At 72.1% G+C, this 26,288-nt stretch carries 26 protein-coding genes; 11 read left to right on the forward strand and 15 right to left on the reverse strand.

What is annotated here, in order from left to right:
- The first annotated feature begins 39 nt into the window (after positions 1-39).
- Positions 40-906 carry an acyl-CoA thioesterase gene (locus H295_RS0120495; RefSeq protein WP_020137217.1) on the forward strand — a complete coding sequence of 289 codons (867 nt, stop codon included), beginning with the start codon at positions 40-42 and terminating at the stop codon, positions 904-906.
- A 9-nt stretch (positions 907-915) separates the two neighbouring features.
- Here H295_RS0120495 and H295_RS0120500 read toward each other — a convergent pair whose 3' ends face one another.
- Complete coding sequence (locus H295_RS0120500) at positions 916-1,815, reverse strand: DUF6397 family protein (protein ID WP_020137218.1); 900 nt, start codon at positions 1,813-1,815, stop codon at positions 916-918.
- A gap of 124 nt (positions 1,816-1,939) precedes the next feature.
- Entirely contained in the window at positions 1,940-2,353 is a 414-nt protein-coding gene (locus tag H295_RS0120505; protein WP_020137219.1) for a roadblock/LC7 domain-containing protein, read from the reverse strand.
- Between the two features lie 93 nt (positions 2,354-2,446).
- On the opposite strand from H295_RS0120505, the gene H295_RS0120510 reads away from it, so the two are divergent.
- Positions 2,447-2,875 (forward strand): PPOX class F420-dependent oxidoreductase, encoded by a 429-nt coding sequence (locus H295_RS0120510; protein WP_020137220.1) that lies wholly within the window; start codon positions 2,447-2,449, stop codon positions 2,873-2,875.
- Between the two features lie 13 nt (positions 2,876-2,888).
- Here H295_RS0120510 and H295_RS0120515 read toward each other — a convergent pair whose 3' ends face one another.
- From H295_RS0120515 to H295_RS0120535, 5 genes are all read right to left on the reverse strand, one after another.
- Positions 2,889-3,494 (reverse strand): GTP-binding protein, encoded by a 606-nt coding sequence (locus tag H295_RS0120515; protein ID WP_020137221.1) that lies wholly within the window; start codon positions 3,492-3,494, stop codon positions 2,889-2,891.
- A gap of 129 nt (positions 3,495-3,623) precedes the next feature.
- Positions 3,624-4,037, reverse strand: a complete 414-nt coding sequence (locus H295_RS0120520) for a DUF742 domain-containing protein (protein WP_020137222.1) — start codon at positions 4,035-4,037, stop codon at positions 3,624-3,626.
- A gap of 22 nt (positions 4,038-4,059) precedes the next feature.
- Positions 4,060-4,530: a roadblock/LC7 domain-containing protein gene (locus H295_RS0120525; RefSeq protein ID WP_020137223.1), complete on the reverse strand. Its 471-nt coding sequence runs from the start codon at positions 4,528-4,530 to the stop codon at positions 4,060-4,062.
- On the reverse strand, positions 4,527-7,178 hold the full coding sequence (locus tag H295_RS0120530) for a nitrate- and nitrite sensing domain-containing protein (protein WP_020137224.1): 2,652 nt from the start codon (positions 7,176-7,178) through the stop codon (positions 4,527-4,529). Before H295_RS0120530 ends, H295_RS0120525 begins: the two co-directional genes overlap by 4 nt.
- Positions 7,179-7,260: 82 nt before the next feature.
- Positions 7,261-8,034, reverse strand: a complete 774-nt coding sequence (locus H295_RS0120535) for an MHYT domain-containing protein (RefSeq protein ID WP_020137225.1) — start codon at positions 8,032-8,034, stop codon at positions 7,261-7,263.
- 152 nt (positions 8,035-8,186) lie between these two features.
- Between H295_RS0120535 and H295_RS0120540 the strand changes: the two genes are divergently transcribed.
- Complete coding sequence (locus H295_RS0120540) at positions 8,187-8,786, forward strand: class I SAM-dependent methyltransferase (protein ID WP_020137226.1); 600 nt, start codon at positions 8,187-8,189, stop codon at positions 8,784-8,786.
- Between the two features lie 46 nt (positions 8,787-8,832).
- Here H295_RS0120540 and H295_RS0120545 read toward each other — a convergent pair whose 3' ends face one another.
- Positions 8,833-9,588, reverse strand: coding sequence for an alpha/beta fold hydrolase (locus H295_RS0120545; protein WP_020137227.1), 756 nt, complete (start codon positions 9,586-9,588; stop codon positions 8,833-8,835).
- A 107-nt stretch (positions 9,589-9,695) separates the two neighbouring features.
- Between H295_RS0120545 and H295_RS0120550 the strand changes: the two genes are divergently transcribed.
- Positions 9,696-10,253 carry a PadR family transcriptional regulator gene (locus H295_RS0120550; RefSeq protein WP_020137228.1) on the forward strand — a complete coding sequence of 186 codons (558 nt, stop codon included), beginning with the start codon at positions 9,696-9,698 and terminating at the stop codon, positions 10,251-10,253.
- 78 nt (positions 10,254-10,331) lie between these two features.
- Positions 10,332-10,817 carry a VOC family protein gene (locus H295_RS0120555; RefSeq protein WP_020137229.1) on the forward strand — a complete coding sequence of 162 codons (486 nt, stop codon included), beginning with the start codon at positions 10,332-10,334 and terminating at the stop codon, positions 10,815-10,817.
- Between the two features lie 46 nt (positions 10,818-10,863).
- Here H295_RS0120555 and H295_RS0120560 read toward each other — a convergent pair whose 3' ends face one another.
- Complete coding sequence (locus H295_RS0120560; RefSeq protein WP_020137230.1) at positions 10,864-12,222, reverse strand: NAD(P)/FAD-dependent oxidoreductase; 1,359 nt, start codon at positions 12,220-12,222, stop codon at positions 10,864-10,866.
- A gap of 254 nt (positions 12,223-12,476) precedes the next feature.
- Between H295_RS0120560 and H295_RS0120565 the strand changes: the two genes are divergently transcribed.
- Positions 12,477-12,773 carry a hypothetical protein gene (locus H295_RS0120565; RefSeq protein WP_020137231.1) on the forward strand — a complete coding sequence of 99 codons (297 nt, stop codon included), beginning with the start codon at positions 12,477-12,479 and terminating at the stop codon, positions 12,771-12,773.
- Positions 12,774-12,923: 150 nt separating this feature from the next.
- Positions 12,924-13,931, forward strand: a complete 1,008-nt coding sequence (locus H295_RS0120570; RefSeq protein WP_020137232.1) for a hypothetical protein — start codon at positions 12,924-12,926, stop codon at positions 13,929-13,931.
- A 53-nt stretch (positions 13,932-13,984) separates the two neighbouring features.
- Here the strand turns inward: H295_RS0120570 and H295_RS0120575 are convergent, their stop codons facing one another.
- Positions 13,985-14,167, reverse strand: a complete 183-nt coding sequence (locus tag H295_RS0120575) for a hypothetical protein (protein WP_020137233.1) — start codon at positions 14,165-14,167, stop codon at positions 13,985-13,987.
- Positions 14,168-14,287: 120 nt separating this feature from the next.
- On the reverse strand, positions 14,288-15,346 hold the full coding sequence (locus H295_RS0120580; RefSeq protein ID WP_020137234.1) for a fatty acid desaturase family protein: 1,059 nt from the start codon (positions 15,344-15,346) through the stop codon (positions 14,288-14,290).
- Between the two features lie 315 nt (positions 15,347-15,661).
- Here H295_RS0120580 and H295_RS0120585 point away from each other — a divergent pair, with 315 nt between their 5' ends.
- Both H295_RS0120585 and H295_RS0120590 read left to right on the forward strand, forming a co-directional pair.
- A complete protein-coding gene (locus H295_RS0120585) occupies positions 15,662-18,520 on the forward strand; it encodes a DEAD/DEAH box helicase (RefSeq protein WP_234021643.1) in 2,859 nt (952 codons plus the stop codon).
- Positions 18,517-19,791: an SWF or SNF family helicase gene (locus H295_RS0120590; protein ID WP_020137236.1), complete on the forward strand. Its 1,275-nt coding sequence runs from the start codon at positions 18,517-18,519 to the stop codon at positions 19,789-19,791. The genes H295_RS0120585 and H295_RS0120590 overlap by 4 nt, the downstream gene beginning before the upstream one ends.
- On the opposite strand, the gene H295_RS0120595 is transcribed toward H295_RS0120590, so the two are convergent.
- The gene (locus H295_RS0120595; protein ID WP_020137237.1) at positions 19,771-20,943 is read right to left on the reverse strand and encodes a cytochrome P450 family protein; all 1,173 of its coding nucleotides are present in this window, start codon (positions 20,941-20,943) and stop codon (positions 19,771-19,773) included. The genes H295_RS0120590 and H295_RS0120595 overlap by 21 nt on opposite strands.
- A 200-nt stretch (positions 20,944-21,143) precedes the next feature.
- A complete protein-coding gene (locus H295_RS0120600; RefSeq protein ID WP_028809568.1) occupies positions 21,144-21,986 on the reverse strand; it encodes a patatin-like phospholipase family protein in 843 nt (280 codons plus the stop codon).
- A gap of 103 nt (positions 21,987-22,089) precedes the next feature.
- Between H295_RS0120600 and H295_RS0120605 the strand changes: the two genes are divergently transcribed.
- Positions 22,090-22,767: a TetR/AcrR family transcriptional regulator gene (locus H295_RS0120605; RefSeq protein ID WP_028809569.1), complete on the forward strand. Its 678-nt coding sequence runs from the start codon at positions 22,090-22,092 to the stop codon at positions 22,765-22,767.
- 75 nt (positions 22,768-22,842) lie between these two features.
- Here H295_RS0120605 and H295_RS46775 read toward each other — a convergent pair whose 3' ends face one another.
- On the reverse strand, positions 22,843-23,298 hold the full coding sequence (locus tag H295_RS46775; RefSeq protein WP_234021644.1) for a hypothetical protein: 456 nt from the start codon (positions 23,296-23,298) through the stop codon (positions 22,843-22,845).
- A 228-nt stretch (positions 23,299-23,526) separates the two neighbouring features.
- Positions 23,527-24,693: a xylose isomerase gene (xylA, locus tag H295_RS0120615; protein WP_020137241.1), complete on the reverse strand. Its 1,167-nt coding sequence runs from the start codon at positions 24,691-24,693 to the stop codon at positions 23,527-23,529.
- 146 nt (positions 24,694-24,839) lie between these two features.
- Here xylA and xylB point away from each other — a divergent pair, with 146 nt between their 5' ends.
- Positions 24,840-26,285, forward strand: coding sequence for a xylulokinase (xylB, locus tag H295_RS0120620; protein WP_020137242.1), 1,446 nt, complete (start codon positions 24,840-24,842; stop codon positions 26,283-26,285).
- Positions 26,286-26,288: the final 3 nt, after the last annotated feature.

A 26,288-nucleotide genomic window follows, 5' to 3' on the forward strand; every position in this document is an offset into this window, starting at 1 on the left:
GAGCCGTAGCCCCGTTGTGAGCCAAGGAGAATCCCACCGATGACGAACCCGGCCGAGAGGCTCGTCGACCTGCTCGACCTGGAGCAGATCGAGGTCAACATCTTCCGTGGCCGAAGCCCGCACGAGTCCCTCCAGCGGGTCTTCGGCGGCCAGGTCGCGGGCCAGGCCCTGGTGGCCGCCGCCCGCACCACGGAGGGCGACCGCCCGGTGCACTCGCTGCACGCGTACTTCCTGCGTCCGGGCCGGCCCGGCGTGCCGATCGTGTACCAGGTCGAGCGGGTGCGGGACGGGCGGTCGTTCACCACCCGCCGGGTCACCGCGGTGCAGCAGGGTCGCACGATCTTCAATCTCACCGCCTCCTTTCACAAGCCTGAGGAAGGTCCGTTCGAGCACCAGCTGCCGCCCGCCCGCAAGGTCCCGGACCCGGAGTCCCTGCCGCGGGTCGGCGACGAGATCCGGGAGCACCTGGGCGAGCTGCCCGAGCAGTTGGAGCGGATGGCGCGCCGCCAGCCCTTCGACATCCGGTACGTGGACCGGCTGCGCTGGAGCGCCGAGGAGGTCAAGGACGCCGAGCCGCGCAGTGCGGTGTGGATGCGCGCGGTCGGGCCGCTGGGTGACGACCCGGTCGTGCACACCTGCGCGCTGACCTACGCGAGCGACATGACCCTGCTGGACGCGGTCCGCCTCCCGGTCCAACCCCTCTGGGGCCCGCGGACCTTCGACATCGCGTCGCTGGACCACGCCATGTGGTTCCACCGGCCGTTCCGCGCGGACGAGTGGTTCCTGTACGACCAGGAGTCGCCGGTCGCGACGGGCGGACGCGGCCTGGCACGCGGCCGGATCTACGACCTGGAGGGACGTCTTCTGGTGTCCGTCGTCCAGGAAGGGCTGTTCCGGGCGCTGTAGGTGGGGCGCTCAGGCGCTTCTGCGCCGGAGCCAGCCCAGCAGGCCGCCGCGGGACGGTTCCTGCGGCGGAGCCGGCGCCGCCGGCTCCGCAGGTGGCGGGGCGGCAGGTGTCCGCCGGGACGCCGCCGGGCGTGGTGCGGGCCGGAAGCGTCGGGCGTCGTCCAGGACGTGGACCAGCTCGCTCCTCAGCCATTCGATCTCCGCCGGGTCGTCCGCGGTCATGAGCTTCTCGACGAGGTGCGCGGCAGGTGAGCCCAGCGCCCCGTGGGCGGGCGGTCCGGGCCGGAAACGGCTCAGGTGGGAGCGGTCGTAGGGGTCCGGGACAAGCTCCGCGATCTGAGCGGGGTCGAGGAAGGCGGCGAGGACTCCGGCGCTCTCCCAGGGTTCTTCGGCGAGGCGCAAAAGGAATCCCCGGTGGCGTCCGCGCCAGTTGCGGGCGCGCAGGTCGACGCCCTCGTCCAGCATGTCGCGCAGACCTTCGGGCATGCGTCGCCCGGTCAGCAGCGGTTTGTTCTCCTCGATCGTCGTGAACTCCTCGAGTTCCGTGGCCAGATACAGCCACACGACGGTCCGGTACCTGTTGAGATAAAAACGCACCGGCGAGATCAGACCGAGGCGGGCCAGGCGGGTGAACCTGCCGACGGGGATGTCCATGACCTCCGCGCCCTCGGCGGTGCCCACGAGCCGCACCCGCTCACGCAGTGTGTCCGGGAAGCCGTCCGTCGCCCGCAGCCGGTCGAGCTCCGAAGGAGTCACGCGGCGGCCTCCGCCTCCTTCGTCGGGCATCGTCCGGATCAGACCGAGGTGGACGGCGAGATCGAACTCGCTGCGCTTGAGGCCCAGTTCGCGTGCCGCGCGGCTGGGTGTGCAGGAGTGGCGCTGGAGTTGGGTCATCGTGCTGTTCGACATGATCGCTCCCCCGTGGAGTCGTCGCTCACGCTGTGTGCGTTCGCTGTGTCACACACCGTAGCCGTTGGGGCGAGATGCGTGGCGGGCCTGTGGATAACTCCACGGGGGGCGAAGAACTCGCAGGTCAGAGGTCTGTCGGCGAGCTCCGCTCGGGCTGGCGGGCGTCCACGTCGAGATGCTCGCCGACCCGGTTGACGAGCAGTGTCATCTCGTAGGCGATCTGGCCGATGTCGGCGTCCGAACCGCTGAGCACGCACAGACAGCTACCGGTGCCGGCCGCGGTGACGAACAGCACCGCGTCGTCGAACTCGATCATCGTCTGCCGTACCTGCCCCGCGCCGAAGTGGCGGCCCGAGCCCTTGGCGAGGCTGTGCAGTCCGGACGAGACGGCGGCGAGATGTTCCGCGTCCTCGCGGCGCAGTCCCGTGCTCGCGCCCGTCACCAGTCCGTCGTTGGACAGCACCAGCGCGTGCCGGACATGGTCGACGCGCTCGGTCAGATCGTCCAGCAGCCAGCCGAGGCCCTGCTTCTCCGGCATGTGTCCCGTCTCCCCGTGTGACGTCTCCTCCAGCCCGGAGGATCTCCCGCAAGCCTTCCCCACGACCGTCAACGGGGCAAGGAGAATGGGGACATGGCACAGAAGATGACCGATGAGGAATGGCGGGAGTTCGTCTCGTACGGCACCCGCACCGGCAAGTTGTCCACCGTCCGGTCCGACGGGAGCCCGCATGTGGCGCCGATCTGGTTCGTGCTCGACGGTGACGATCTGGTGTTCAACACCGGGAAGGCCACCGTCAAGGGGCGCAATCTGGCGCGGGACGGGCGTGTCGCCCTGTGCGTGGACGACGACCGGCCGCCCTTCGACTACGTGGTGGTGCAGGGCCGGGCCCGGCTGTCGGAGGATCTCGACGAGGTCCGTCACTGGGCCGGCCGGATCGGCGCACGGTACATGGGCGAGGAGCGAGCCGAGGAGTTCGCGGCCCGCAACGGCGTTCCGGGCGAACTCCTCGTCCGCGTGCGGATCGACAAGGTGCTGGCGGAGAAGCGCGTCGCCGACTGACGGGTCCGCCCCGTCAGCCCACCGAGTCGAGCAGCCGGGCGGTGTGCATGCGCCCGGCGTACTCGACCAGGCGGATGAGCACCTCCTTGCCCGAGTCACGGTCCCGCGCGTCGCAGAGCACCACGGGAGTGCCCTGGTCGAGGTCGAGCGCGCGGGACACGTCGTGGGCGCCGTAGCTCCGGGCGCCGGCGAAGCAGTTGACGGCCACCACGAACGGGATGTGCCGGTGCTCGAAGTAGTCCACGGCCGGGAAGCAGTCCTCCAGGCGCCGGGTGTCGGCGAGGACGACGGCGCCCAGGGCTCCTTGGGACAACTCGTCCCACAGGAACCAGAAGCGGTCCTGGCCGGGGGTGCCGAAGAGGTAGAGGGACAGGCCGGAGCGGATGGTGATGCGGCCGAAGTCCATGGCGACGGTCGTGGTGACCTTCTGGTCCACGCCGTCGGTGTCGTCCACCAGTTGGCCGGCCTCGCTGAGCAGTTCCTCGGTGCGCAGCGGCCTGATCTCGCTGACCGCGCCCACCAGGGTGGTCTTGCCCACGCCGAAACCGCCGGCGACCAGTATCTTCAGCGCGAGGGCGGTCGGTTCGCCGTCCTGGGCGTCGGAGTTCTCGGAGACCATTGATCACTTCTCTCGGGAGGGCCGGCAACGGGCGGCGACGTCGGCACGGGGTCGCGAAATCAGCATCATGACAACCAGGGCTCGCCTTCGGGCGGTTCGACCGCTTATTGCCCGGTTCTGAACGTTCATCTACAGGGCCCGAAGCCCTTCGATCACCTCGCGCAGAATCCGTTCGTCGGGAAGCTGTGCGGGGGGTACCGGTCGGCTGACGGTGACACAGCCGAGTTCCAGGAGGTCCCCCAGGAGCACCCTGACCACGCCGACGGGCAGGTCGGCGCCCGCGCCGAGTTCCGCCACCGACTGCGTCTCGGTGCGGCACAGGTCGATCAGGGCCCGGTGTTCAGGCCCGAGGACGCTGTCCTCGCCCGGGCCGGGCGCGCCCGCGTCCAGGGTGACGAGGGCGATCAGGTCGAAACGCACCCCGGTGGGGCCTGGTCTGGTGCGTCCTCCCGTCATCGCGTAGGGGCGGACGAGAGGCCCGGCCTCGCCGTCGTACCACTGGCTTCCCTGGTCGTGCGGGACGCCCGTCCTGTCCTGGGTCATGCCTGCCGACCGCCCTTCGCTCTCATCCGGCGGGCGGCCGCGCGCCCACGCGCGGCGCCGTGTAGAGGTGCTCACCGACGCGTTTGACCAGCCGTGCCATCTCGTAGGCGACCAGGCCGATGTCCGCAGTCACCGCGGTGAGGACGGCGAGACAGGAGCCGTCTCCCGCGGCGGCCACGAACAGGAAGCCGTCGTCCATCTCGACCATGGTCTGGCGCACTCCCCCGGCCCCGAAGTGGCGGCCTGCGCCCTTCGCGAGGCTGTGGAAGCCGGAGGAGACGGCCGCGAGGTGCTCCGCGTCCTCGCGGCGCAGGTCCGTGGAGGACCCCACGGCGAGGCCGTCGTTGGACAGCACCACGGCGTGCCGTACCTCGCTCACCCGCAGCACCAGGTCGTCCAGCAGCCAGTCGAGTTCGCCGGACCTCCCCCACTCCCGGTTCCGCTCGCGCGGGGGGACCCCCATGTCGGCCCTCATGTTCGGGTCCTGGATCATCTTCGGTCTCCTTCGCTGCTGTCTCTGCCCGCTGGGGAATCTGGGGTGGCGCCGCGCCCGGGCTGCCTGCCGCCCCCGCGCGCCCAGCCGTCCCGGTACGCGGCCATCCGATCCCTCACGACCTCGGGTGAACGGCCCTCGTCGTCTCTGCGGCCGGTCGCCGGGGCCGGTTCCTGCGAGCGCTGCTCGCGCAGTTGGGGGGCGAGGCTCGCCTGGCGGACCCGGCGGGGCAGGTCGTCCGACTCCTCCGGCTCCTCGGACGGTCGGTGCAGGCGCAAGGCGGTCACTCCGGCAGGCGGTGTGTCGGTCGTTCCCCGGTCGGCCGTTGCCCGGTCGGGCGCTCCCCGGTCGGCCGCGACCGCGCGGGGGGCCACCAGGGCGGGCCGCTCGGCGGAGGCGGGGACGGACTCCTGGTCCCGTTCGGCGGACACGCGCGCGTATTCTTCGGCGGACACGCGCGCGTATTCTTCGGCGGACACGCGCGCGTATTCTTCGGCGGACACGCGCGCGTATTCGCGGTGCGCAAACCGTTCCCGGTCGACGGCTTCGGCGGCCCTGCCGGCCTCGGCGCCTTCGGCGGGTGAACGTTCCGCCGCCTTGCTGTGCAGCAGCGCCGTCGGCAGCAGGACGACCGCGGTGGTACCGCCGTAGGGCGAGGTGCGCAGGTGCACCTTGATGCCGTGGCGGGCCGCGAGCCTGCTGACCACGAACAGGCCCAGCCGGTCGCTGTCGAACAGGTCGAGCGCCTCCGACTGTTCGATCCGGCGGTTGGCCTCGGCAAGGGTCTCCTTGCCCATGCCCAGGCCGCGGTCCTCGACCTCGACGGCGTAGCCGTTGCCGACGGGTTCGCCGGTGACGCGCACACGCGTGTGGGGCGGTGAGAACTGGGCGGCGTTCTCGATGACCTCGGCCAGCAGGTGGGTGAGGTCGGCGACGGCGGCGCCGACGACGGACGCGTCGGGCAGCTGACGCACCTCCACGCGCGCGTAGTCCTCGACCTCGGACACGGCCGCGCGCACCACGTTGGTCAGCGACACCGGCATGCGCCAGGCGCGGCCGGGTGCGGCGCCGGAGAGGATGATCAGGCTCTCCGCGTGACGGCGCATGCGGGTGGTGAGGTGGTCGAGCCGGAAGAGGTCGCTCAGTTCGTTGGGGTCGTCGGAGCGGCGTTCCATGCTGTCGAGCAGGCTCAGCTGGCGGTGGACGAGGATCTGGCTGCGGCGGGCGAGGTTGACGAAGACGCCGGAGATGCCGCTGGCGAGTTCGGCGCGCTCCACCGCGGCCCGCAGTGCGGCGCGGTGCACGGTGGCGAGTGCCTCGGCGACCTGGCCGGTCTCGTCCTCGGCGGGCGGCCCGGGCGGAGCCACGGACCGGACGTCGATCTCGTCGCCGGCCCGCAGCCTGTCCATGGCGTCCGGGAGTTTGCGGCGGGCGATCTCCAGGGCGCTGTTGCGCAGGCTCACGAGTTCGACGACGAGGCCGCGGCCGATGCGTACGGAGATGACCAGGGACGCGGCGACGGCGACGAGCCCGAGAAGGACCGCTGCGCCCGCAGGGGTGAGCAGCCCCCGGGTGAACGGATCGGCGCGGTGGGCGACCCCGCTTCCGGCGGTTTGCTGGACGGCCCGCATGCCGCTCTGCACCCGCGCGTGTGCCGTCTGCCAGGTGGTCTCCGGCGTCGACTTCACCGCACGCGCGCCGGGAGCGGCGGCGAGTGTCCGGTCCTCCGCCGCGGTCACGGTGGCGAAGGCACCGCTGTCGGCGACCTTCCGCCAGGCGTCGCGGTCGGAGCCGCGCAGGTCGGCCACGGCGCTCTCGGTGAAGGCCCGGCGGGTGTCGACGGCCCCGGTGAACAGCCGCAGCCGCTCGCCGGCGAGGACGCCCGACAGGCGCGCGCTCGCCAGCACGGCGTCCTCCTGGGCCAGTGACTCCCCCGCGCGGGAGAACTCGAGCAGGACGCGCGCGTCGGAGCCGAGCTGGGCGTCCTGGATGCCGGTGAGGGCACCGCCCACCGCGAAGGCACCGGTGATGGTCCTGGTGTAGCGGCCGTACGTCTCGTCCCATCCGGCGCTGCGGTCCAGCACGGCGGCGCGCAGGGGCCGCAGTTGCTCGACGGCTGTCACGAAGGCTTCGAGGCGCCGGGCGACACCGGTGGGCAGTTCCTCGCCGTCGGCGACGGTGTTGTGGTCGCCGAGCCGCAGCCGGGCCACGGCCTGGTCGGTGCGTGCGGCGAGTGCACGGAGGTCGTCGCTCTGCGCCGCGGACGGGTCGGTGGCGTAGCGGACCGCGGCGGACCGCTCCGCCTGGAGCGCGGTGACGGCATCGGCGACGGGCGACCTCACGGAGTCGTCCACTCGCTGCAACTGCCGCAGCCGGGAGACGTCCTGGGCGGTGCTGACGGTCGCGTACGCCCACAGGGCGAGCAGCGAGACGACGGGCACCATCAGCAGGCAGACGATCTTCGCGCGGACGGTGCGCGGGCGTATCCGCCAGTGTCCCGGCCGCGCGGGTATGTCCTCCGGTGCCGGGCCCGCCGTGTCGTCGGGCACTTCGTCGGCCGGCGGTCCGGCGTGGGCGCGGCGGCCGCGCGCGGGTGTCTGGGGCAGCGGCTCGGCGCCGGCTGTGAGGGTCCTACGCGGTGTACGCATGGCCTCCTCGCTCGGGAGTGGTTCGGGGCGTCTCGTCGGGGCCGTCCGGGGCTCGGATCCGCCGCCTGGAGGGACGCCGCGGCTATGAGGGGACGGTCTCGGCCGCGCGCTGGGCCGAGGCGGTGGCCTCGCGCTCTCCTGTCGTGGGCGACAGCGCGACGAAGGCCGAGGTCAGGAAGAGGTAGGAGCCGAGACCGACGGCGAGCGGGAAGATGAACTGCATCGCCGTGGCGCCGGGCAGGAGGGCCCCGGAGGGCGCGACCCGCACGCTCACCGCGAACATCCCGGTGTAGTGCATGCTGCTGACCGCGGCCCCCATGATGAGCGAGGCGATGGTGACGGCGACAGGTGACTTGATGTTGAGCGCCGCCCAGAGAGCTGCCGTCGCCGCGACGACCGCGATCAGGACCGAGAGGCCGACGAGCGCAGGGTCGTAGTCGACGTGACCGTGCAGTCGGACGGCCGCCATGCCCAGGTAGTGCATGCTCGCCACGCCCAGCCCGGTGGTGAGTCCGCCCAGGAAGAGGGCGCGGATCCGGTCACGGCCGTAGCCGACCGCGAAGACGCCCGCGGAGACGACGACCATGGCGACCAGGAGGCTCGCGATGGTCAGGGGTACGTCGTAGCGGATGTCGGTGCCGCTCACGCTGAAGCCGAGCATGGCCACGAAGTGCATGGTCCAGATGCCGGTCCCGATGGCCGAGGCGGCGGTGATCAGCCAGTTGCGGCGTGAACGGCCGGTCGCTCCGAGCGCGCGGACGGTGCAGCGCAGGCCGAGGGCGGCTCCGATGCACGCCATGACGTACGAGAGTGTGGGCGTCAGCCAGCCCAGGGCTGCGTGGTCCAGGTGTCCCATGGCCAAGGGACGCTAGTGGGGTCAGGGGCGCACAAAGAGGGCGCATTTCGAAAGGTGCTGCAATATGACACAGACAGGCATCTGAACGATCGCGTCACGCTCGAACGTGTGCGCCGGGGATTCGTCCGTGTCGGTGAGGGATCATGCGAACCATGAGCGACGACCACACGCATGTGCAGGAGTTCTTCTCGGCCCGTGCGGCCGACTGGGACCGCAGGTTTCCGGACGACGGTCCCGCCTACGCCGCCGCGGTCGCCGACCTCGGCCTGCGGGAGGGCGACCGGGTACTCGACGCGGGCTGCGGCACCGGACGGGCCCTGACGCCCCTGCGCGCGGCCGTGGGGCCCACAGGAGTGGTCGTGGGAGCCGATCTGACCTCGGCCATGCTGGAGGCTGCCGTAGGGGCGGGCAGGGACCGGGACGGGCGGCTGCTGCTCGCCGACGTGACCGCGCTGCCGCTGCGCTCGCGGTCGCTCGATGCCGTGTTCGGCGCGGGCCTGATCTCGCACCTGCCCGAACCGGCAGAGAATCTGCGCGAGTTGGCCCGAGTCGTGCGGCCCGGCGGCGTCCTGGCCCTGTTCCACCCCGTCGGCAGAGCGGCGCTGGCCGCACGACAGGGCCGACAGATCACCCCCGAGGATCTGCGCGCGGAAGCCAACCTCCGTCCGCTGCTGGCCGGTTCGGGGTGGCACATGACGTCGTACACCGACGAGGCCGCCCGATTTCTGGCATTGGCTGTGCGCGAGAACTGACGTTGCGCACCCCGGCCCCGGGTGTGCGCACGGGGACTGACCGCGCTCACCCCGTCCCGGCGACCGCGGCCACGAAGGCGTCGGGATTCTCGAACATGACGTTGTGGCCGGCGCCGGGCACGGTCAGGACACGCACGCCCGCCGCTTCCAGGCCCTCGCGTCCTTCGAGTTCGCCGGTGAGCTCGCCCTGGAGGTACACGCGCTCCATGGGCAGCGCTTCGAGAATCGCACGCATCATGGGGACCGATCCGCGTCTGAGGCCGGCCGCGCTGCGATGCAGGGCGCGCGGGTCGGCCAGCCGCATGGTCGCCGCCCACAGTGGGCCCGCCTTCTCGAGCACGCGCGCGTGGCCGCCTGCGACGAAGTCGTCCTCCTCGTAGGCGTCGATCCAGGTGCTGCCCGCCGAGGACGGGGGCGACGGGTCGAGGTTGGCCTCCGTCAGGACCAGCCGGGAGACGAGCTCGGGCCTGCGGTGAGCGAGGACGAGCGCGACCGACCCGCCCATGCTGTGCGCGATCAGCTCGACACCGGCCAGGCCTGCCGCGTCCAGCACGACCGCCAGGGCGTCCGCGTGGTCCTCCAGTGTGTAGCCGAAGTGCTGGGGACGGTCGCTGGCCCCGTGGCCGGGCAGGTCGACGAACAGGCTTCTCCGCCCCGCGAGTTCGGCCCGGGCCGCGATGTGCGCGTGGTAGACGGCCGAGACCGCCCCCAGCCCGTGCACATACACGCGCGCCGGCTCCGCGCCGGGCGTCTCGGTCCAGCGGATCCGGCTTCCCCTGCCGTCGAACTCGGCCTGCTCCATGGTGCCCTCCCTCGTGTGCCCACCAGGACAATACATCGGCACCGATGTATTGCGTACTAGATGTACACCACTGGAGAGGTACAGCGTCGGTACGACAGAATGCGCGCATGCTGGAGATGGCCATCCTCGGATTCCTCTACGACACCCCGCTGCACGGCTATGAGCTGCGCAAACGCATCACCGCACTGGCCGGACACGTGCGGCCGGTCGCCGAGAGCACGCTGTACCCGGCGATCAAGCGCCTGGAGACGGCGGGACTGCTGGCGCGGGCGACGGAACCCGGCGCAGTGGCCGCGCCCCGGCACGTCCTGACGCTCACCGACGAGGGCCGGCGAGAGCTGAGGCGCCGGCTCGCCGAACCGGTCAGGCGCGACATCACCGACGAGAACCGGTGGTTCACCGTCCTCGCCTTCCTCCGGCACCTGGACGACCCCGGCGCGCAGGCGGCCGTACTGCGACGACGGCTCGCGTTCCTGGAGGAGCCCGCCAGCTTCTTCTACGACGGCGACCGGCCGTTGAGCGCCGAGGAGTTGGACGACCCCTTCCGTCGCGGGGTGCTGGTCATCGCACGTGCCACGTCCCGGGCCGAACTCGGCTGGCTGCGGGAGACGATCGCCGCACTCGACAGCGGATCCGGGGCACCGCAGGACCACATCGGCGCTTGACCTCAATCGGACTTGAGCTTCTACGTTCCTTCCAGGGCCGCGGGACCGACCGGCGGCGTCTTTTCGTGGAGGTTCGCCGTGACCGAGCGCTCAGCCCATGCCGTGATCCCCGACCGTTACCGCTATGCGGTGATCCCGCACATCATGGTCGACGACGCCGCCACGGCGATCGACTTCTACCAGCGGGCGTTCGGCGCCCGCGAGGATTTCAGGCTCGACGCCCCGGGCGGCGGGATCCTGCACGCCGAGATCACCATCGGGCAGTCGGCCCTGATGCTGGGCGATGCCACCGTGGACGAAGCGGAGTCCGGCGCCTTCGCCGCGCCCGCCTCGCTCGGCGGCGGCACCTCCGTCGCACTGCATGTCTTCGTGCCGGACGTGGACGGCCTGGCGAAGCGCGCGGAGGCCGCCGGCGCCGAGATCCTCCAACCTCCGCAGGACATGTTCCACGGTGACCGCACGGTCATCCTGAAGGACCCCTCAGGGCACGTGTGGGTCTTTCTGACGCACGTCGAGGATCTGTCGGAAGAGGAACTCCAGCGCCGTCTCACCACCACCGGGTGACCTCCCCGCTCCGCCACTGCCGGAGGTCACCCGCCCGCAATGATCGTCACCTGCGCGAACCGGGCTCCTCCGGCGCCGTCGGCGGCTCGGCGGGGGTCGGCGGGACCGGACCGAAGAGGACGGCCCTGGCCACGGGCGGTGCGAACAGGGCGCCGACGGGGGCCGAGAGGGTCAGCACGGCACGGAAGGCACTGCCCACGAGGGGATCGCCGGGAGCTCGCTCCTGCACCCGGCGCAGGTACCATCCGGCGACCTGGTCGGCCGGTCCGCCGGTGAGCGCGCTGCCGACCGCTCCGGGCATCTTCCGGTCGGCGCCCGCGGAAATGTCCCACGCCTGCCGGGACGCGGCGAGGAGCGCCTGTTGCACGCGCCGTGTCGTGGGCGTGCGACGAGGGTCGGCCAGGGCGTCGCGCAGAGCGACCGCGCTCATCGCGGCCACGGCCATGCCCTGGCCGTAGATCGGGTTGAACGTGCACAGGGCGTCGCCGGTGGCGAGGAAGCCCGCCGGGCGGCCCGGCAGGTCGTAGCGGCGGCGCACGTTGGCGGTACGCCGGTAGCCGAACGCCGGGGAGAGGGGCTCGGCGTCGGCCAGCCACCGGTCCAGGAGCGGATGCCCCAGCCTCTTGGTGTACGTCACGAACTCTTCGTCGCCCGTGGGTGGTTCGTCGCCGCGCAGCCCCGAGACGATCACCAGGTGGCTGCCGTCCTCCAGAGGCAGCGCGCCGCCCCCGTGGACCTGGTCGGGGCCGGGGTAGACGTAGTAGCCGAGGGTGTCGCCGTCGAGGGCGCCGCCGGGACCGCGGTAGACGCGGGAGGCGTAGGCGAGCCCGGTGTCGATGGTCTCCTCCGGCGGGGCCTCGGCGCCGATCTCCGTGAGCCATTGAGGGGCTTTGGTTCCGCCGCCGGAGGCGTCCACCACCAGATCGGCCTCCAGGGGCCGCGACTCGGCGTGGGCGTCGCCGGAGCGCTCCCGCAGGAGTACGCCCCGCACGCGCGAGGCGTCACCGAGGAGTCCGACGACATCGGTCCCGTCCACGACGCTGATCACCGGGTCGGCGAGGACCCGCCGCCGGACCAGCTCCTCCAGTTGCGCACGGGACCCGGTGTAGATGTGTGTGCTGGCCGGATACCGGCGGAACCAGCGGCCGTTCTGCCACATCACCATGTCGGACGGCATGCCCACCCGAGGGGCGCCCGCCTCCCGCAGTTCGTCCAGGAAGCCCGGCAGCAGCGCCTCCAGGGCCTGCTGGCCGCCCTTCAGCAGGACGTGCGGATGCCGGCCCTGAGGGACGCCGGGACGGGGCTTGGGCCCGTCCGGGAACCGGTCGCGCTCGACGACGGTCACCCGGTCGGCGTGCCCGGCCAGGGCGTGCGCCGCGAGGAGCCCCGCGAGGCTGCCGCCCACGACGACCGCGTGCCGTTCGCCCCGACGGTCTCCTTCGTCCCAACGGCCGTTCCGTCCGGCAGAGTTCACCGATTCGCCCCCTTGGTAGCCACATCGTGAGAGGCCACAAGTATCCCGCCTCATAAAGTGGGTTGACGGCTTTCCGGCCTGCGGCACGGCGTGTCCCTCTTCTGCCGCTGATGCGCGGACCCATGCCGAACGGGGAAGATGCATGTTCGACAGGACCACGTCACTCAGGGGGAAGGGTGGTCGCCATGTGGGGCAGGATCCGCAAGTCAGGCACCCGGTTCGTGAACGCGATGCGCATCGAGGAGCAGCCCGAGAGGGAGACTCGGACGCACAACCTGTTCGAGGCCGCCGCCGCGTATGTCTCGGCCTGCGCCGAGGACGACCAGGAGCGGCTCGAGGAGGCCGCGACCTGGGTGTCGCCGGAAGCGCTGTCGTTCGGCGTCAACGAACTCGCGTGCCGGGCCGTCATCGCTCTCGCCCGGGAGCGCGACGAGTCGCCGCGTGAGGTGGCCCGTGCGCTCCTCGGACTGCCGGCGGCCTGATCGACGACCGAAGGATCGACGACCAAAGGATGGTCGATTCGCCCCGTCCAGCCGGAAAACAGCAGCTCCGGGTGTTCTTGCCAGTCGTGACAAGCGCCTTCCCCGCCCACTAGGGTGCGCGCCGTTGGACTTACCGATGGGGAGGCTGGGATGGCCGGGACGGACGAGGACGCCGTCGCCGCCGCGGAGGACGCGCTCTATGTGCTGACGGCGGTGCTGCTGACGCCGGCGAAGTTCCCGAGCGTGCTGGGCGACGACTATCCGGAGGCGTGCGCGGCGCTCGGCCTGGCGCCGCTGGCCGACGGGTACGGCCTGGTGATCGGCCAGGACGGGGCCGGCGCCCGGTGGACGGTCGTCATCGACGACGTCTCCCTGGTGGCAGTGGCGATCGCGTCCTGGGACTGCGGCATGGAGTACGAACTGTCGCCCGAGGAGCACACCGTGGTGGCCGCGCTGCCCGGCTGGCCCCTCGCGGTCGCGGTCGCCGCGCCCGGCGTGCCGGCGCCGCACGACCCGGAAGCCGATGCCGCCTACGGTCCCGTGCTCGCGCCCCCGGACACCACGACCTGGGGATCGGCCCAGCGGCGGCTGGGTGCCGACGAGATCGCGCTCCAGTGGGCGATGTGGCGCGAGCAGATCGACGACTCGGCCTTCGCGAAACCGGGCGGCGCGTCGGCCGCGTCCGAGAAGACCTCCGCAGGGAAGACCTCCGACGAGAAGGCCTCCGGGGAGAAGGCTGCGGACCAAGGCCCCTCCGGAGGCAGCTCCTCGGCAGACAGCTCCTCGAACGGCCAGGCCTCCGGCGGGGGCATCGCGGAGAGTGGCTCCTCGGACGACACAGGTTCGGTCACGGACACCGCGGGCGGGGCCGGGAGGACGACGGGCAAAGGCCACAGCGGTGTGCGGCGCGTGCTCGCGGAGGCCCGCGCCTACATCGAGTCGCCGCCGCCCCTCGGCCGTGTCAGGTCCTCGTTCGCGTCGGGCGACTCCCGGACGCTGCGGGCCGACGGCCCCGGGTGGTCGCTGGTGGCCCGGACCGACGACATCGCGTTCGTGCTCCTGGACGACGAGCCCGGGGAGGTCCTGCCGGTGGGGCGGGGTCCGGAGCTGCCGGGGCTGCTGGCCGCCCTCGACAAGCTGGCCGTACGCCCCAGCTGAACCGCCGCTCCGCACCGGCCGGGCCTCTCGTGCTCCCGGCCGGTGCGCGGAGGTCAGCGGCCGAGTTCCTTGCGGGTGACCCGGCGCAGCCTGCGCCGCTGCGAGGGGTCCAGGGTGAGGTAGGCGGCGGCCGGGACCCCCAGGACGATCAGGAGTGCGGCCCACCAGGGCAGCCAGATCAGCAGGAGCAGCCCGACCGCCACACCCCCTGCGGCGATCTTCGCGTTCTTCGACATGTCTGTCGCCTCCTTCGCGGCCCTTGCCGCTCTCTGTCCAGAAAAACGGGTCCGGGCTGCCGGCAGTTCCGGACCACGACCCTGAGACATCCCTGAGACCGTCCCCTGAGACGTCCCGGATCAGTGGTCGGCCCGAAGCGGCTCGCCCACATCGTGCATGTGCCTCAGGGCCTGCCGGTAGGAGTCGACGAGACCGGTCTCGGTGTAGGGGATACCCAGATCCCGGCAGTGCGCGCGCACGAGCGGCTGCGCGAGGCGCAGATGCGGCCGGGGCATGCTGGGGAAGAGGTGGTGCTCCACCTGGTAGTTGAGCCCTCCGAGGAACCAGTCGGTGACGGCGCCGCCGCGGATGTTGCGGGAGGTGAGCACCTGTCGGCGCAGGTGGCCCCAGGACTCGCCGTCCGGGTCGGGCATCTCCATGCCCTTGTGGTTGGGCGCGAACGACATCCCGAGGTGGAGGCCGAACAGCGCCTGGTGGATCGCCGCGAAGGCCAGCGCCTTGCCGGGGGACATGACGGTCAGCAGCAGCGTGGCGTAGGCGATGACATGGGTCACCAGGAGGGCGCCTTCGACGGCACGCTCTCCCGGAGCCTGGCGTCGCAGGTCCCGGAAGCCCTGGATCTTCAGGGCGATGCCCTCGAGCAGGGTGAGGGGGAAGAACAGCCAGGCCTGCCGGCGGGTGAGCCAACGCCGGAAGCCCGTACGCAGCTTGGCCTGTTCGCCGGTGAAGACCAGGACGTCCGCGGCGACGTCGGGGTCCTTGTCGATGTGGTTGGGGTTGGCGTGGTGGCGGTTGTGCTTGTGGTTCCACCAGGAGTAGCTCATCCCCAGGAGCAGGTTGCCGTGGACGAGGCCGATGACCCGGCCGGTCGCCTTGCCGCCGGTGATCTGGGCGTGGCCCGCGTCGTGGCCTATGAAGGCGGTGCGGGCGGAGAAGACGGCGAGGAGCGGGGCCAGCAGCAGAGTCAGCCAGGTGTCGCCGGACAGGGCTACGACCGTGACGAGGCCGGCCAAGGCAAATGCGTTGACGGCGATGGTCCGGACGTACCAGCCGTGGCGGCGCTCCAGCAGCCCCCGGTTCTTGACCGCGCGCAGGAGTGGCGTGAACTCGCTGGGGCCGGGCGGTGAGCCGGACGTACCGCGCGGGTGGGGTACGACGGTTGCGGTGCTCTGCGGCATGTCCGGACTCCGGCTCTCTCAGGAAACGTTCTGACCTGAGGAAACGTACGAAGCGGTGACCTGCCGCGACCATCCGACGAGCCCCCGTGCGACGACGGGGGGCAGCACCGGGGGCAGAGGGGGGTTGGCAACACCTCCGCACGAACGGACTCGGATCAACAAGGGGATTCGGATCGCTCTTAGACGGCCGTGGGGAGTGATGTACCCTCGACCACTCCGACCGGGTAGTCAAGTTTGAGGAGTGTAGCGATCGCCGTCCAGAGGTTCCCTGCGGCATCACCGTCCGAGATCTCCGCACTGGCATCCTGCTGTGCCGTGTTCCTGCCGGGAGACCCGGCCCGCACCGGCGTCGTGGCCTTCTGGAGGCCGGACGGCACTCCGCCACCCGCCGTGGCGGCGGGAAGGGCCGAGGAGACGGCTCTCGTGGTGCCTGGCAGCGGCGGCGCGGAGCTGGTGAGCCGGCCCGCGATCCTGCTGCCGGTCCGCGCCGCCCTGCCGGTCCTCACGCGTGCGCGTGCCTCGGCGCAAGGACATCGCGCCACCGAGTTCTGGGGTGCCGCGGCCGTGCTCGCCCTCCAGTTCTTGGCGTGCGGGCTGCTGCTGCCCGGCCTGTCCCCGGCAGACCATGACGCCTGGCGGATCGGCCCCTTGGGCGCGGCGGACATCGAGCGCGTTCAACGACTCGCCGCCGCGATGCCGCCCGAGGCGCACGCCGTGCCCGTGAGCACCGCCGGACCTCTGAGCAGCGCCGGACCCCTGAGCGGGGCCGAACCGCTGCGACTGCCCGATCCCGAACAGCTGCTGCGCGCCTTCCTGGACGCCGTCGCGGACGCCCTGCCCCGGTCCCCCGCGGCGCCTTTCGTGACCGGCGGACCGGCCTACGCGGCTCAGGAACCGCAGCACCTGCCCGAGCAACGCGCGTGGGCGGCGGAGGTCGCTGCGGGCCATGACGCGGGCGTACGTCTCTCCTTGCGGATCGAGGTCCAGGGTCTGGTCAGCGATCGCGACGCCGAGGGTCCGGCAGCCGATCCCGAGGTCCAGGTTCCGGATTCCGACGAACAACCCTCCTTCCGGGCCGTGCTCCAGGTGCACAGCGTGAGCGACCCGACGGTGGTCGACGACGCTGCCGACGTGTGGGCGGGAACGGCGGCCTTCGGCTCACGCGCGCGGATGGACGTCCTCCTCGCACTGCGCCGGGCCGCGCGCGCGTGGCCGCCGCTCGCACCGCTGCTCTCGGCACCGGTGCCGGACGCCGTGGAACTCGTGGACGAGGAGGTGACCGACCTCCTGGGCGAGGGGACCCGAGCCCTCGCGCACATCGGGGTCGAGGTGCACTGGCCCAGGGCGCTGGCCAGGAACCTCACCACACGCGCGACGGCCGGCCCGCCGGACGACGAGCGGGTCACCTCGGGCGCTCCGTCGTTCCTGTCCGCCGACGCCCTGCTCGCGTTCGACTGGTGGTTCGCGCTGGGCGACCAGCGGCTCACGCGCGAGGAACTGGACCGGCTCGCCGAGTCGAACCGCCCAGTGGTACGGCTGCGCGACCAGTGGGTGCTGGTCGATCCGCACGAGGTACGCCGAGCGCAGGCCCGGCAGGACCGCAAGGTGACACCCGTCGACGCCCTGAGCGCCGCTCTGACGGGCTCCGCCGAGATCGACGGCCGCAGAGTCGACGTACAGCCCACCGGATGGCTGGCGGCCCTCAGGGACCGGCTCTCGGACCCTGAGGGACAGGAGCCGGTCCCGCAACCGGCCGCGCTCTCCGCGACCCTGCGCGACTACCAGCGCCGGGGCCTCAACTGGCTGGCCCGCATGACGTCCTCGGGGCTCGGCTGCTGTCTCGCCGACGACATGGGGCTCGGCAAGACGATCACCTTGATCGCGCTGCACCTGCACCGGCAGACCGACAGCGCGTCGGCCGGCCCCACCCTCGTGGTCTGCCCGACCTCCCTGATGGGCAACTGGCAGCGCGAGATCGAGAGGTTCGCTCCCGGTACGGCCGTGCGCCGCTTCCACGGACCGCGGCGCGACCTCGACGGCCTGGCCGACGGGGAGTTCGTGCTGACCACGTACGGCACCATGCGCCTGGACGCGCGCCGCCTCGCCGACGTGGCCTGGGGAATGGTCGTCGCGGACGAGGCCCAGCACGTGAAGAACCCGTACTCGGCGACCGCCCGTGAACTCCGCACGATCAACGCACGCGCACGCGTGGCGCTCACCGGCACCCCGGTCGAGAACAACCTGTCCGAGCTGTGGGCGATCCTCGACTGGACGACTCCAGGCCTGCTGGGCCGGCTGGCCACGTTCCGCGACCGGTACGCGCAGGCGGTCGAGAGCGGCCGGGACCCTGCCGCAGCGGAGCGGCTGGCCCGGCTGGTGCGGCCCTTCCTGCTGCGCCGCCGCAAGTCGGACCCCGGCATCGCCCCGGAGCTGCCACCGAAGACCGAGACCGACCGTGCCGTCTCGCTCACCCCGGAACAGGTCGGCCTGTACGAGGCCGTGGTGCGGGAGACCCTCGCGGAGATCGCCGCGGCGGACAGCATGGCGCGGCGGGGACTGATCGTGAAGCTGCTGACGGCCCTCAAACAGATCTGCAACCACCCGGCGCAGTTCCTCAAGGAGGAGCGGCCCACGATCGGGGGCCGCTCCGGGAAGCTGGAACTCCTGGACGAACTCCTGGACACGATCCTCGCCGAAGGGGCGGGCGTCCTGGTGTTCACGCAGTACGTGCGCATGGCCCGCCTCATCGAGCGCCATCTGGCGGCGCGCGGTCTGCCCTCGCAGTTCCTGCACGGCGGGACACCGGTCGCCGAGCGCGAGGCGATGGTGGCGCGGTTCCAGGAGGGCGAAGTACCCGTGTTCCTGCTGTCGTTGAAGGCCGCGGGCACCGGCCTGAACCTCACCCGGGCAGAGCACGTCGTGCACTACGACCGCTGGTGGAACCCGGCCGTCGAGGCACAGGCCACCGACCGCGCGTACCGCATCGGGCAGACCCGTCCCGTGCAGGTGCACCGGTTGATCGCCGAGGGGACGATCGAGGACCGGATCGCCGACATGCTGCACCGCAAGCGGGAGTTGGCCGACGCGGTGCTCGGTGTCGGCGAGGCGGCCCTGACCGAGCTGACGGACGCCGAGCTCGCGGACCTGGTCGAACTTCGAGGGGGTGCACGATGACCGGCCAAGACATCGACACCGAGCGCACGTTCGCGGCATTGCCGCCCGCGCAGGGACGAGGGTTCGCGCAGACATGGTGGGGCCAGGCGTGGCTGCGGGCACTGGAGGACGCCGCGCTGGACTCGGGGCAGGTGAAGACGGGGCGACGGCTCGCCCGCGCGGGTGCGGTGGGCGCGGTGTCCGTGCGCGCGGGACGCATCACGGCCGTCGTCCTCGACCGTGACCGGACCGCCCATCGTGCCGACGTCCTGCTGGGCGAGCTGTCGGCCGAGCAGTGGGACCGTTTCCTCGACCTGGCCGTGGAGCGGTCCGCTCACGTCGCCGCGCTCCTGGACCGCGAGATGCCCACGCATCTGGTGGAGGACGCGGCGAGCGCCGGCATCGACCTGCTGCCGGGGCTCGGCGATCTGGAACCGGAGTGCGACTGCGGAGCCTGGGATCACTGCGGGCACACGGCAGCTCTCTGCTACCAGATGGCCCGCCTGCTGGACCGGGACCCGTTCGTCCTGCTGCTGATGCGCGGCCGGGGCGAACAGAGCGTCCTGGACGCCCTCCAGGCCCGCACCGCCGCTGCCGTGGAGGAGGCCTCCGCGTCGGAGGGCGTGGACGCCGCCGAGGCGTATGCGGCCGGCGACATCCTGCCGCCGTTGCCCGCACAGCCGGCACCGCCCCTCGTACCCGGTCTTCCGCCCGCCCTGGACACCGAGGTGCCGCCGGCGCCGGGAGTGGACCCGGTCGCCGTCCGCCACCTGGCCGCGCGGACGGCCGCAGAGGCGCATCGGATGCTCACGGAGGCCCTCCGCCCGCACTCCGACCAGCACGCCGAAGGCGTCGAACTGACAGCCGCTCAGGACGCGGTGCGGCTCGCGGTCGGCGCATCCGACGAGGCGGTGAGAGAGCGGCTGGCCGAGGGATCGGGGCGCGATCCGCAATCCCTGGCGGTCGCCACGCGCGCGTGGGAGCTCGGTGGCGCGGCCGCGCTCGCCGTACTGGAGGAGGAGTGGACGCCGGACGAGGAAGGTGAGGTGCAGGCACGCGCGCGTGCCGCCCTGCACTCGGCCTGGGACGAGGACGAGCGGCCGGCTTTGCGGGCGGTCGGCAATCGATGGACCGCCGTGAACGCGCCCGTCCAGATACGCCTGGGACGGGACGGACGCTGGTGGCCGTACCGGCGGGAACAGGGACGCTGGGTGCCCGTGGGCCCGGCCGCGCTGGATCCGGCCACGGCTCTGGCCTCGGCGGGGTCCGCCTCAGCCGAACCGCAGAGGTAGTTCGGCCAGTCCCCGCAGGAGGGTGCTGCTGCGCCAGGTCAGCGTGCCCGGGTCGGTCGCGAAGGCGAGGGCCTGCCGGTGACGCAGCAGCAGGCTCACGGCGACGGCCGTCTCCGTGCGGGCCAGCGGGGCTCCCAGGCAGTGATGCAGGCCGTGGCCGAATCCGAGGTGCCCGCGCGTGGGGCGCCGTAGGTCGAAGCGGTCGGGCTCGGGAAACCGGAGCGGATCGCGGGAGGCCGCGGCGAGCGAGACCAGCACGGAGTCACCCGCCTCGATCCGGGTGCCGCCGATGTCCAGCGGCTCGGCGGCGAAGCGGAACGCCGTGGAATGCACGGGTGAGTTGAAGCGCAGGGACTCCTCGACGGCGGCGTCGATCAGGTCCGGTTCGGCGCTCAGCAGGGCGAGTTGGTCCGGATGGGCGAGCAGGGCGTGCACGGTTCCGGAGATCAGGTCCACCGTCGTCTCGTGGCCCGCGACGAGGATCAGGAAGGCCATGCCGAGGAGTTCCTCGGGGGTGACTTCCGGGGCCGCCACCAGGTCGTCGAGCAGACCTTCCGGCCGTTCGTGTCCTGGAGCGGTCAGAGCCGCGAGGTACTCGGCCAGGGAGTTCGCCGCGTCGGTCGCCGCCTCGGACGAGGTGGGCAGGACCAGTTCGTGGGACCAGGCGTGGAACACCGCGCGGTCGGCCGCGGGCACGCCCAGAAGGTCGCAGATCACCGTGACGGGCAGGGGCAGCGCGTACCGGGCGACCAGGTCCGCCGTGCCCCGCTCCGGCAGCGCGTCGAGGAGGTCGAGCGCCACCGCCTCGATCTTCGGGCGCAGGGCGGTGACGCTCCCGGCCGTGAAGCGGGCCGCGACCAGCCGACGCAGGCGGGTGTGCCGGGGAGGGTCGGTCTGGAGCATGTTGCGGCCGACAGCGTGTCCGCCGTCGCTCCGCCAGGAAGCGGAATGGCGGATGTCGTTGCGCAGACGGGGGTCGGTCAGCGCGGCCCGCGCGGCGTCATGGGCGACGACGAGCCAACTCTCACCGCTTCCGGGGACGAGAACCCGGTGCACAGGCCCTTCGGCCCGCAGCGCGGCGTAGACGGGATACGGGTTCGAGGCCAGGTCAAGGCCGTGCGGGGCCAGTTCCTCCAGGGTGGGTACGGGCATGGCGGTTCCTTCCGGTCGCGGTCCCGAGGCTCGCAACGCCCCGATCACGGTCTTTGCGGTCTGCCGCGCCCCAGCACGGCGGATGAGAGCCACCCGCACGTCTGCCGCGCCCCGAGCCCGGCCTTGAGATCTACGAAGGCCCACCCGGCCAGCGTTACCCGGCGTTCCACTCCACGGGCGACGGCCCCGCCCGGCAGCCGTCACCCGGAACTCCACTCCGCGGGCAGCAACGCCGCCGCTGCCACCCCCTGGGCGTACCCGGCGCGGGCGGCCGCCGGGCGGCGCGCGTCCACGGTCATATCGCGTCCCATGGCGCGGCGCGCGGCCCGGTCCGGGGTCACGAGAGTGACGTGGGCGCCTTCGGCGGTGAGTTGGGCCGCTTGCTGCGCGGCGTCCGCATGAGGTCCCACGGGGCGGGGGATCGGGGCGATGGCCAGGACATGGTGATGGCCGCGCGCGAGGTGGATGTTGGCGGTGGAACGGCTGCCGCCGTCCATCCAGCGGCGCCCGGCGAGCGCGACGGGAGGCCAGACCACGGGAACCGCGCAACTCGCGACGACGGCCTCCCGGAGGGTGACGCCCGATTCGGCGTCGAAGGCCTTCAGTTGCCCTGTGAGAGCGTCGACGGCAGTGATCCTCAGTGCACGGTCGGGCCAGTCCCCGACGCCTCGCAGCAGCGGCCCCAGAGCCTCGTACACGTCGGACTCGGGGCCCGTACGGGCCTTCAGGGCCGCTCGTCCGAGACGCCGCACGGAACGTTCCGGGTCGCGGGAGCCCAGGGCGGCCCACAGGAAGCGGAGCGTCTGACCGAGCGTCACATCGAGGTCCACGGAGTCGGCACCGGCCAGTTGACGTTCGTACAGCTCTCGCGCGGGCTCGCCGGCCAGCAGGCGCGCACCGAAGATCGCGCCGGCCGAGGTCCCGATGACCACGTCCGCCCGGGCCGGATCGGCACCGGCGTCATGGAGGCCCGCGAGGACTCCTGTCATCCAGGCCCCTCCGACGCGAGCACCTCCGCCGAGAACAAGCGCCGCACTGCCCACGATCCACCCCTCCTCCACGAAATGGGGACCACTCCCCGCTTCCCCGTCGAACGATAGCATCGCGACCGGGGACCACTCCCCGGTACGACGGAGAGGCGCGATCATGACGAACGAGGCGACGGCACCGGCTCGACGGCGCGATGCGCGCCGCAATCGGGAGTTGCTGGTCGGAGCCGCGCACGAGGTGTTCACGGAGCAGGGGCTCGAGGCGCCTCTGGACGTGATCGCCCGGCGCGCCGGGGTGGGGAACGCCACGCTGTACCGGCATTTCCCCAGCCGCGCAGAGCTGGTCGACGCGGTCTTCCGTGAGCCGCTCGCGGACACCATGGCCGCGGGCGAACGGGCCCGGAACGCCCCGGACGCCTGGGAGGGTCTCGTGGACTACCTGGGAGCCGTGTTCGCCGTGCTGGCCACCGACCGGGGCACCAACGACCTGATGACCACAGGTCTCGAAGGCGTCGACTCCTTGCAAGCCGTCCACGCCCACAACCGGGCGACCATGGACGTGCTGCTGGCCCGTGGCCGCGAACAGGGCAGCATGCGCGCGGACGTCACGACGGAGGACGTCCTCTTCGCGCTCGCCGCACTGGGGCGAGCCGTCCCGGCCCTGGCAGGCGCCGTCGCACCGGATGCCTGGCGCCGCCCGCTGGCCCTGCTCCTCGACAGCCTGCGGGCCACGCCCGGCGTCACGAACCTGCCCTCCCCCGCGCTCACGGCAGACCAACTCGGCGAGGTTCTCCAGGGGCTGGGTCCGCACCGGGCGCCCCGCGCCTCTCCTTGAGTGAGCGTGGAGCACACACGCGTGTGCGGCTGATCGGACCGGACCGCAGACGGTCGGCGCCAACCCGTCCAGCCGTCACCCCAAGGACGGAAGCAACGACTCCAGGTCGCTCGGGAACTCGCTGGGAAGCTCGCTCGGGAACTGCGACGGAAGCTCGCTGGGCAACTCGCTGGGAAGCCGCGTGGGCAGGCTGAACGACGGCTCGGGAGAGCCGCTCGTGCTGGTCCGCGGGGCCGGGTTCTTGTCCTGTGAGTCGTCACTGCCCGAGGCCATGAAGATCACGGCGATCACGGCGACGGCGGCCACGACCAGGACGAGCAGAGCGAACAGCGGGCTGCGGCGGCGAGGGCCTCTGGGTCCACCGCCCCGGCCTTCGTGGACGGACGGTATCGGCTGGGTCGAGGGCAGACGCCCGTAGGGGTTCGGGCCCTTGCGTCCGAAGTCGTCAGGAGGTGGTCCGAAACCACCGCCCGGAGGCGGTGTGTCGCCCGGCGGTCCGGGCGGCTGGGGCGGTACCGGCGGCATGGCCATACCGTCCAGAGTCGCCGCGAACCGGTCACGGGGCGACCCCCACGCGGGAGTTGATACGGGCTCATGCCGTGGATCGCATGATTCCGGAACATTCCACGCGGGGGCACCCCCCTGCGCGCGCGTGCGCCTGACCTGTCGGACCGTCCCCGTGCACTCCGGCCGTCGGCATCTGCGTATGCCGTCGAAGGAGGCCGCTCACGACCGACCGCACGCGCGCGTGGGCCTCGTTCAGCCGCGGGCACCCAGGAGGTGGTCCATGGCGAGCTGGTCGAGCTGCTCGAAGGCCATGCCGCGGGTGGCGGCCGCCTCCACGTCGAAGTCCTCGAAGGCGGTGCGGTCCGCGAGCAGCGACTTGAGGCCGTCCGCGGCCGTCTGCTGCGCCAGCTCGTCCAGGCGGGCGGCGCGCAGCGCCTCCTGGACCTGCGGGTCGGCGCGGAAGGCGGTGGCACGCTCCTTGAGGATGAGGTAGTTGCGCATGCAGCCCGCGGCCGACGCCCACACACCGTCGAGGTCCTCGGTCCGCGGGGGCTTGAAGTCGAAGTGCTTCGGACCGGCGTAACCGGCACTCTCCAGCAGGTCGACGAGCCAGAAGGCGGCACGCAGGTCACCGGCGCCGAAGCGCAGGTCCTGGTCGTACTTGATGCCGGACTGGCCGTTGAGGTCGATGTGGAAGAGCTTGCCCGCCCACAGGGCCTGCGCGATGCCGTGCGGGAAGTTCAGCCCGGCCATCTGCTCGTGGCCGACCTCGGGGTTCACGCCGTACAGCTCGGGGCGCTCCAGGCGCTCGATGAACGCGAGCGCGTGGCCGACGGTGGGCAGCAGGATGTCGCCGCGCGGCTCGTTCGGCTTGGGCTCGATCGCGAACTTCAGGTCGTAGCCCTGCTCGGTGACGTACTCGCCGAGGAGGTCGAAGGCCTCCTTCATGCGGTCGAGCGCCACGCGGACGTCCTTGGCGGCACCGGACTCGGCGCCCTCACGGCCGCCCCACGCGACGTACGTCTCGGCGCCGAGCTCGACCGCGAGGTCGATGTTGCGGATGGTCTTGCGCAGGGCGTAGCGGCGTACGTCGCGGTCGTTGGCGGTGAACGCGCCGTCCTTGAAGACGGGGTGCGTGAAGAGGTTGGTGGTCGCCATCGGCACCTTCATGCCGGTCGCGTCCAGGGCCTCGCGGAAACGCTTGATGTGGCTCTCGCGCTCGACGTCCGAGGACCCGAAGGGGATCAGGTCGTCGTCGTGGAAGGTCACGCCGTGGGCGCCGAGCTCAGCCAGGCGCTGCACCGTCTCGACGGGGTCGAGGGCACGCCGGGTGGCGTCGCCGAACGGGTCCCTTCCCTGCCAGCCGACGGTCCACAGGCCGAACGTGAACCTGTCCTCGGGGGTGGGCTGGTAGTTCATGACGCGGCTCCTTGCTGCTCCGGACTATTTCGTCATGGCGGTTTACAAATTAGTATGCGCACACGTCTCTGGGAAGAGACAAGGTGTCTCCGGATGGAGACACCGGCCGCATCGAGATCATGAGCCGCGCAACAAGGGAGAGCCCGATGTCAGCAGCCGAGGGTCCGCTCGTCGTCGGTGTGGACACGTCCACCCAGTCCACCAAGGCGCTGGTGGTCGACGCGGCCACCGGCCGGGTCGTCGCCCGCGGCCAGGCGCCGCACACCGTGTCGTCCGGGGCCGGCCGCGAGAGCGACCCCCGCCGGTGGTGGGACGCGCTCTCCGAGGCCCTGCGCCAGTGCGGTGACGCCGCCCGGGAGGCCGCCGCGGTGTCGATCGGCGGCCAGCAGCACGGCCTCGTCACCCTGGACGCGCGGGGCGAGCCGGTCCGCCCGGCCATGCTCTGGAACGACGTGCGCTCGGCGCCGCAGGCCAGACGGCTCATCGACGAGCTGGGCGGCCCCAAGGCCTGGGCGGAACGGACCGGAAGCGTGCCGGGCGCCTCCTTCACGGTCACGAAGTGGGCCTGGCTCGCCGAGCACGAACCGGAGGCCCTGCGGGCCACCAAGGCCGTCCGCCTGCCCCACGACTACCTCACCGAGCGTCTCACCGGTGAGGGCACCACCGACCGCGGTGACGCCTCCGGTACCGGCTGGTGGGCGTCGGCGACGGAGTCGTACGATAGCGAGATCCTCGCGCATGTGGGGCTCGACCCCGCGCTGCTCCCCCGCGTGGTCCGGCCCGGCGAGGTCGCCGGCACCGTCCGCGACGGCCATGACCTGCCGTTCTCCAAGGGCACCCTGGTCGCGCCCGGCACCGGTGACAACGCGGCGGCCGCGCTGGGCCTCGGACTGCGTCCCGGCACGCCGGTGATGAGTCTCGGCACCTCGGGCACGGTGTACGCGGTGTCGAAGCGCCGCCCCACCGACCCGACCGGCACCGTGGCGGGTTTCGCCGACGCGCACGGCGACTGGCTGCCGCTCGCCTGCACCCTGAACTGCACGCTCGCCGTGGACCGCGTGGCGGCCCTGCTGAACCTGGACCGCGAGGCCGTGGAGCCGGTCGCGGGGGTCACCCTGCTGCCCTATCTGGACGGCGAGCGCACCCCGAACCTGCCGAACGCCTCGGGTCTCCTGCACGGCCTGCGCCACGACACCACCGGCGGGCAGCTCCTCCAGGCGGCCTACGACGGTGCCGTGCAGGCGCTCCTCGGGGCCCTGGACCTGGTGCTCGACGCGGATGCCGACCGTTCCACGCCGCTGCTGCTGATCGGCGGCGGCGCCCAGGGCACCGCCTGGCAGCAGACCGTACGACGGCTCTCGGGACGTCCGGTGCAGGTGCCGGAAGCCAAGGAGCTGGTCGCACTGGGCGCCGCCGCGCAGGCCGCCGGGCTGCTGACCGGCGAGGACCCGGGCGCGGTCGCCCGGCGCTGGAACACCGCGGCGGGGCCTGTGCTGGAGGCCGTCGAGCGGGACGACGAGACGCTGGCCAGGATCGCCGGGGTACTCTCCGACGCGGCGCCGCTGCTGGAGCGGGGGACCTCTGGGGAGTGAGGG

The organism is Streptomyces sp. 351MFTsu5.1, assembly GCF_000383655.1.
In the GTDB taxonomy this organism is placed as follows: domain Bacteria; phylum Actinomycetota; class Actinomycetes; order Streptomycetales; family Streptomycetaceae; genus Streptomyces; species Streptomyces griseorubiginosus.

Excerpts from the sequence above, each read along its gene's own strand:
- xylA (WP_020137241.1), bottom strand. The coding sequence starts at position 24,693 with ATGAACTACCAGCCCACCCCCGAGGACAGGTTCACGTTCGGCCTGTGG.
- H295_RS0120565 (WP_020137231.1), top strand. The coding sequence starts at position 12,477 with ATGTGGGGCAGGATCCGCAAGTCAGGCACCCGGTTCGTGAACGCGATG.
- H295_RS0120535 (WP_020137225.1), bottom strand. The coding sequence starts at position 8,034 with ATGGGACACCTGGACCACGCAGCCCTGGGCTGGCTGACGCCCACACTC.
- H295_RS0120525 (WP_020137223.1), bottom strand. The coding sequence starts at position 4,530 with ATGATCCAGGACCCGAACATGAGGGCCGACATGGGGGTCCCCCCGCGC.
- xylB (WP_020137242.1), top strand. The coding sequence starts at position 24,840 with ATGTCAGCAGCCGAGGGTCCGCTCGTCGTCGGTGTGGACACGTCCACC.
- H295_RS0120540 (WP_020137226.1), top strand. The coding sequence starts at position 8,187 with ATGAGCGACGACCACACGCATGTGCAGGAGTTCTTCTCGGCCCGTGCG.
- H295_RS0120530 (WP_020137224.1), bottom strand. The coding sequence starts at position 7,178 with ATGCGTACACCGCGTAGGACCCTCACAGCCGGCGCCGAGCCGCTGCCC.
- H295_RS0120495 (WP_020137217.1), top strand. The coding sequence starts at position 40 with ATGACGAACCCGGCCGAGAGGCTCGTCGACCTGCTCGACCTGGAGCAG.
- H295_RS0120550 (WP_020137228.1), top strand. The coding sequence starts at position 9,696 with ATGCTGGAGATGGCCATCCTCGGATTCCTCTACGACACCCCGCTGCAC.
- H295_RS0120580 (WP_020137234.1), bottom strand. The coding sequence starts at position 15,346 with ATGCCGCAGAGCACCGCAACCGTCGTACCCCACCCGCGCGGTACGTCC.
- H295_RS0120575 (WP_020137233.1), bottom strand. The coding sequence starts at position 14,167 with ATGTCGAAGAACGCGAAGATCGCCGCAGGGGGTGTGGCGGTCGGGCTG.
- H295_RS0120590 (WP_020137236.1), top strand. The coding sequence starts at position 18,517 with ATGACCGGCCAAGACATCGACACCGAGCGCACGTTCGCGGCATTGCCG.
- H295_RS46775 (WP_234021644.1), bottom strand. The coding sequence starts at position 23,298 with ATGGCCATGCCGCCGGTACCGCCCCAGCCGCCCGGACCGCCGGGCGAC.
- H295_RS0120595 (WP_020137237.1), bottom strand. The coding sequence starts at position 20,943 with ATGCCCGTACCCACCCTGGAGGAACTGGCCCCGCACGGCCTTGACCTG.
- H295_RS0120515 (WP_020137221.1), bottom strand. The coding sequence starts at position 3,494 with ATGGTCTCCGAGAACTCCGACGCCCAGGACGGCGAACCGACCGCCCTC.
- H295_RS0120500 (WP_020137218.1), bottom strand. The coding sequence starts at position 1,815 with ATGTCGAACAGCACGATGACCCAACTCCAGCGCCACTCCTGCACACCC.
- H295_RS0120570 (WP_020137232.1), top strand. The coding sequence starts at position 12,924 with ATGGCCGGGACGGACGAGGACGCCGTCGCCGCCGCGGAGGACGCGCTC.
- H295_RS0120510 (WP_020137220.1), top strand. The coding sequence starts at position 2,447 with ATGGCACAGAAGATGACCGATGAGGAATGGCGGGAGTTCGTCTCGTAC.
- H295_RS0120605 (WP_028809569.1), top strand. The coding sequence starts at position 22,090 with ATGACGAACGAGGCGACGGCACCGGCTCGACGGCGCGATGCGCGCCGC.
- H295_RS0120505 (WP_020137219.1), bottom strand. The coding sequence starts at position 2,353 with ATGCCGGAGAAGCAGGGCCTCGGCTGGCTGCTGGACGATCTGACCGAG.
- H295_RS0120545 (WP_020137227.1), bottom strand. The coding sequence starts at position 9,588 with ATGGAGCAGGCCGAGTTCGACGGCAGGGGAAGCCGGATCCGCTGGACC.
- H295_RS0120520 (WP_020137222.1), bottom strand. The coding sequence starts at position 4,037 with ATGACCCAGGACAGGACGGGCGTCCCGCACGACCAGGGAAGCCAGTGG.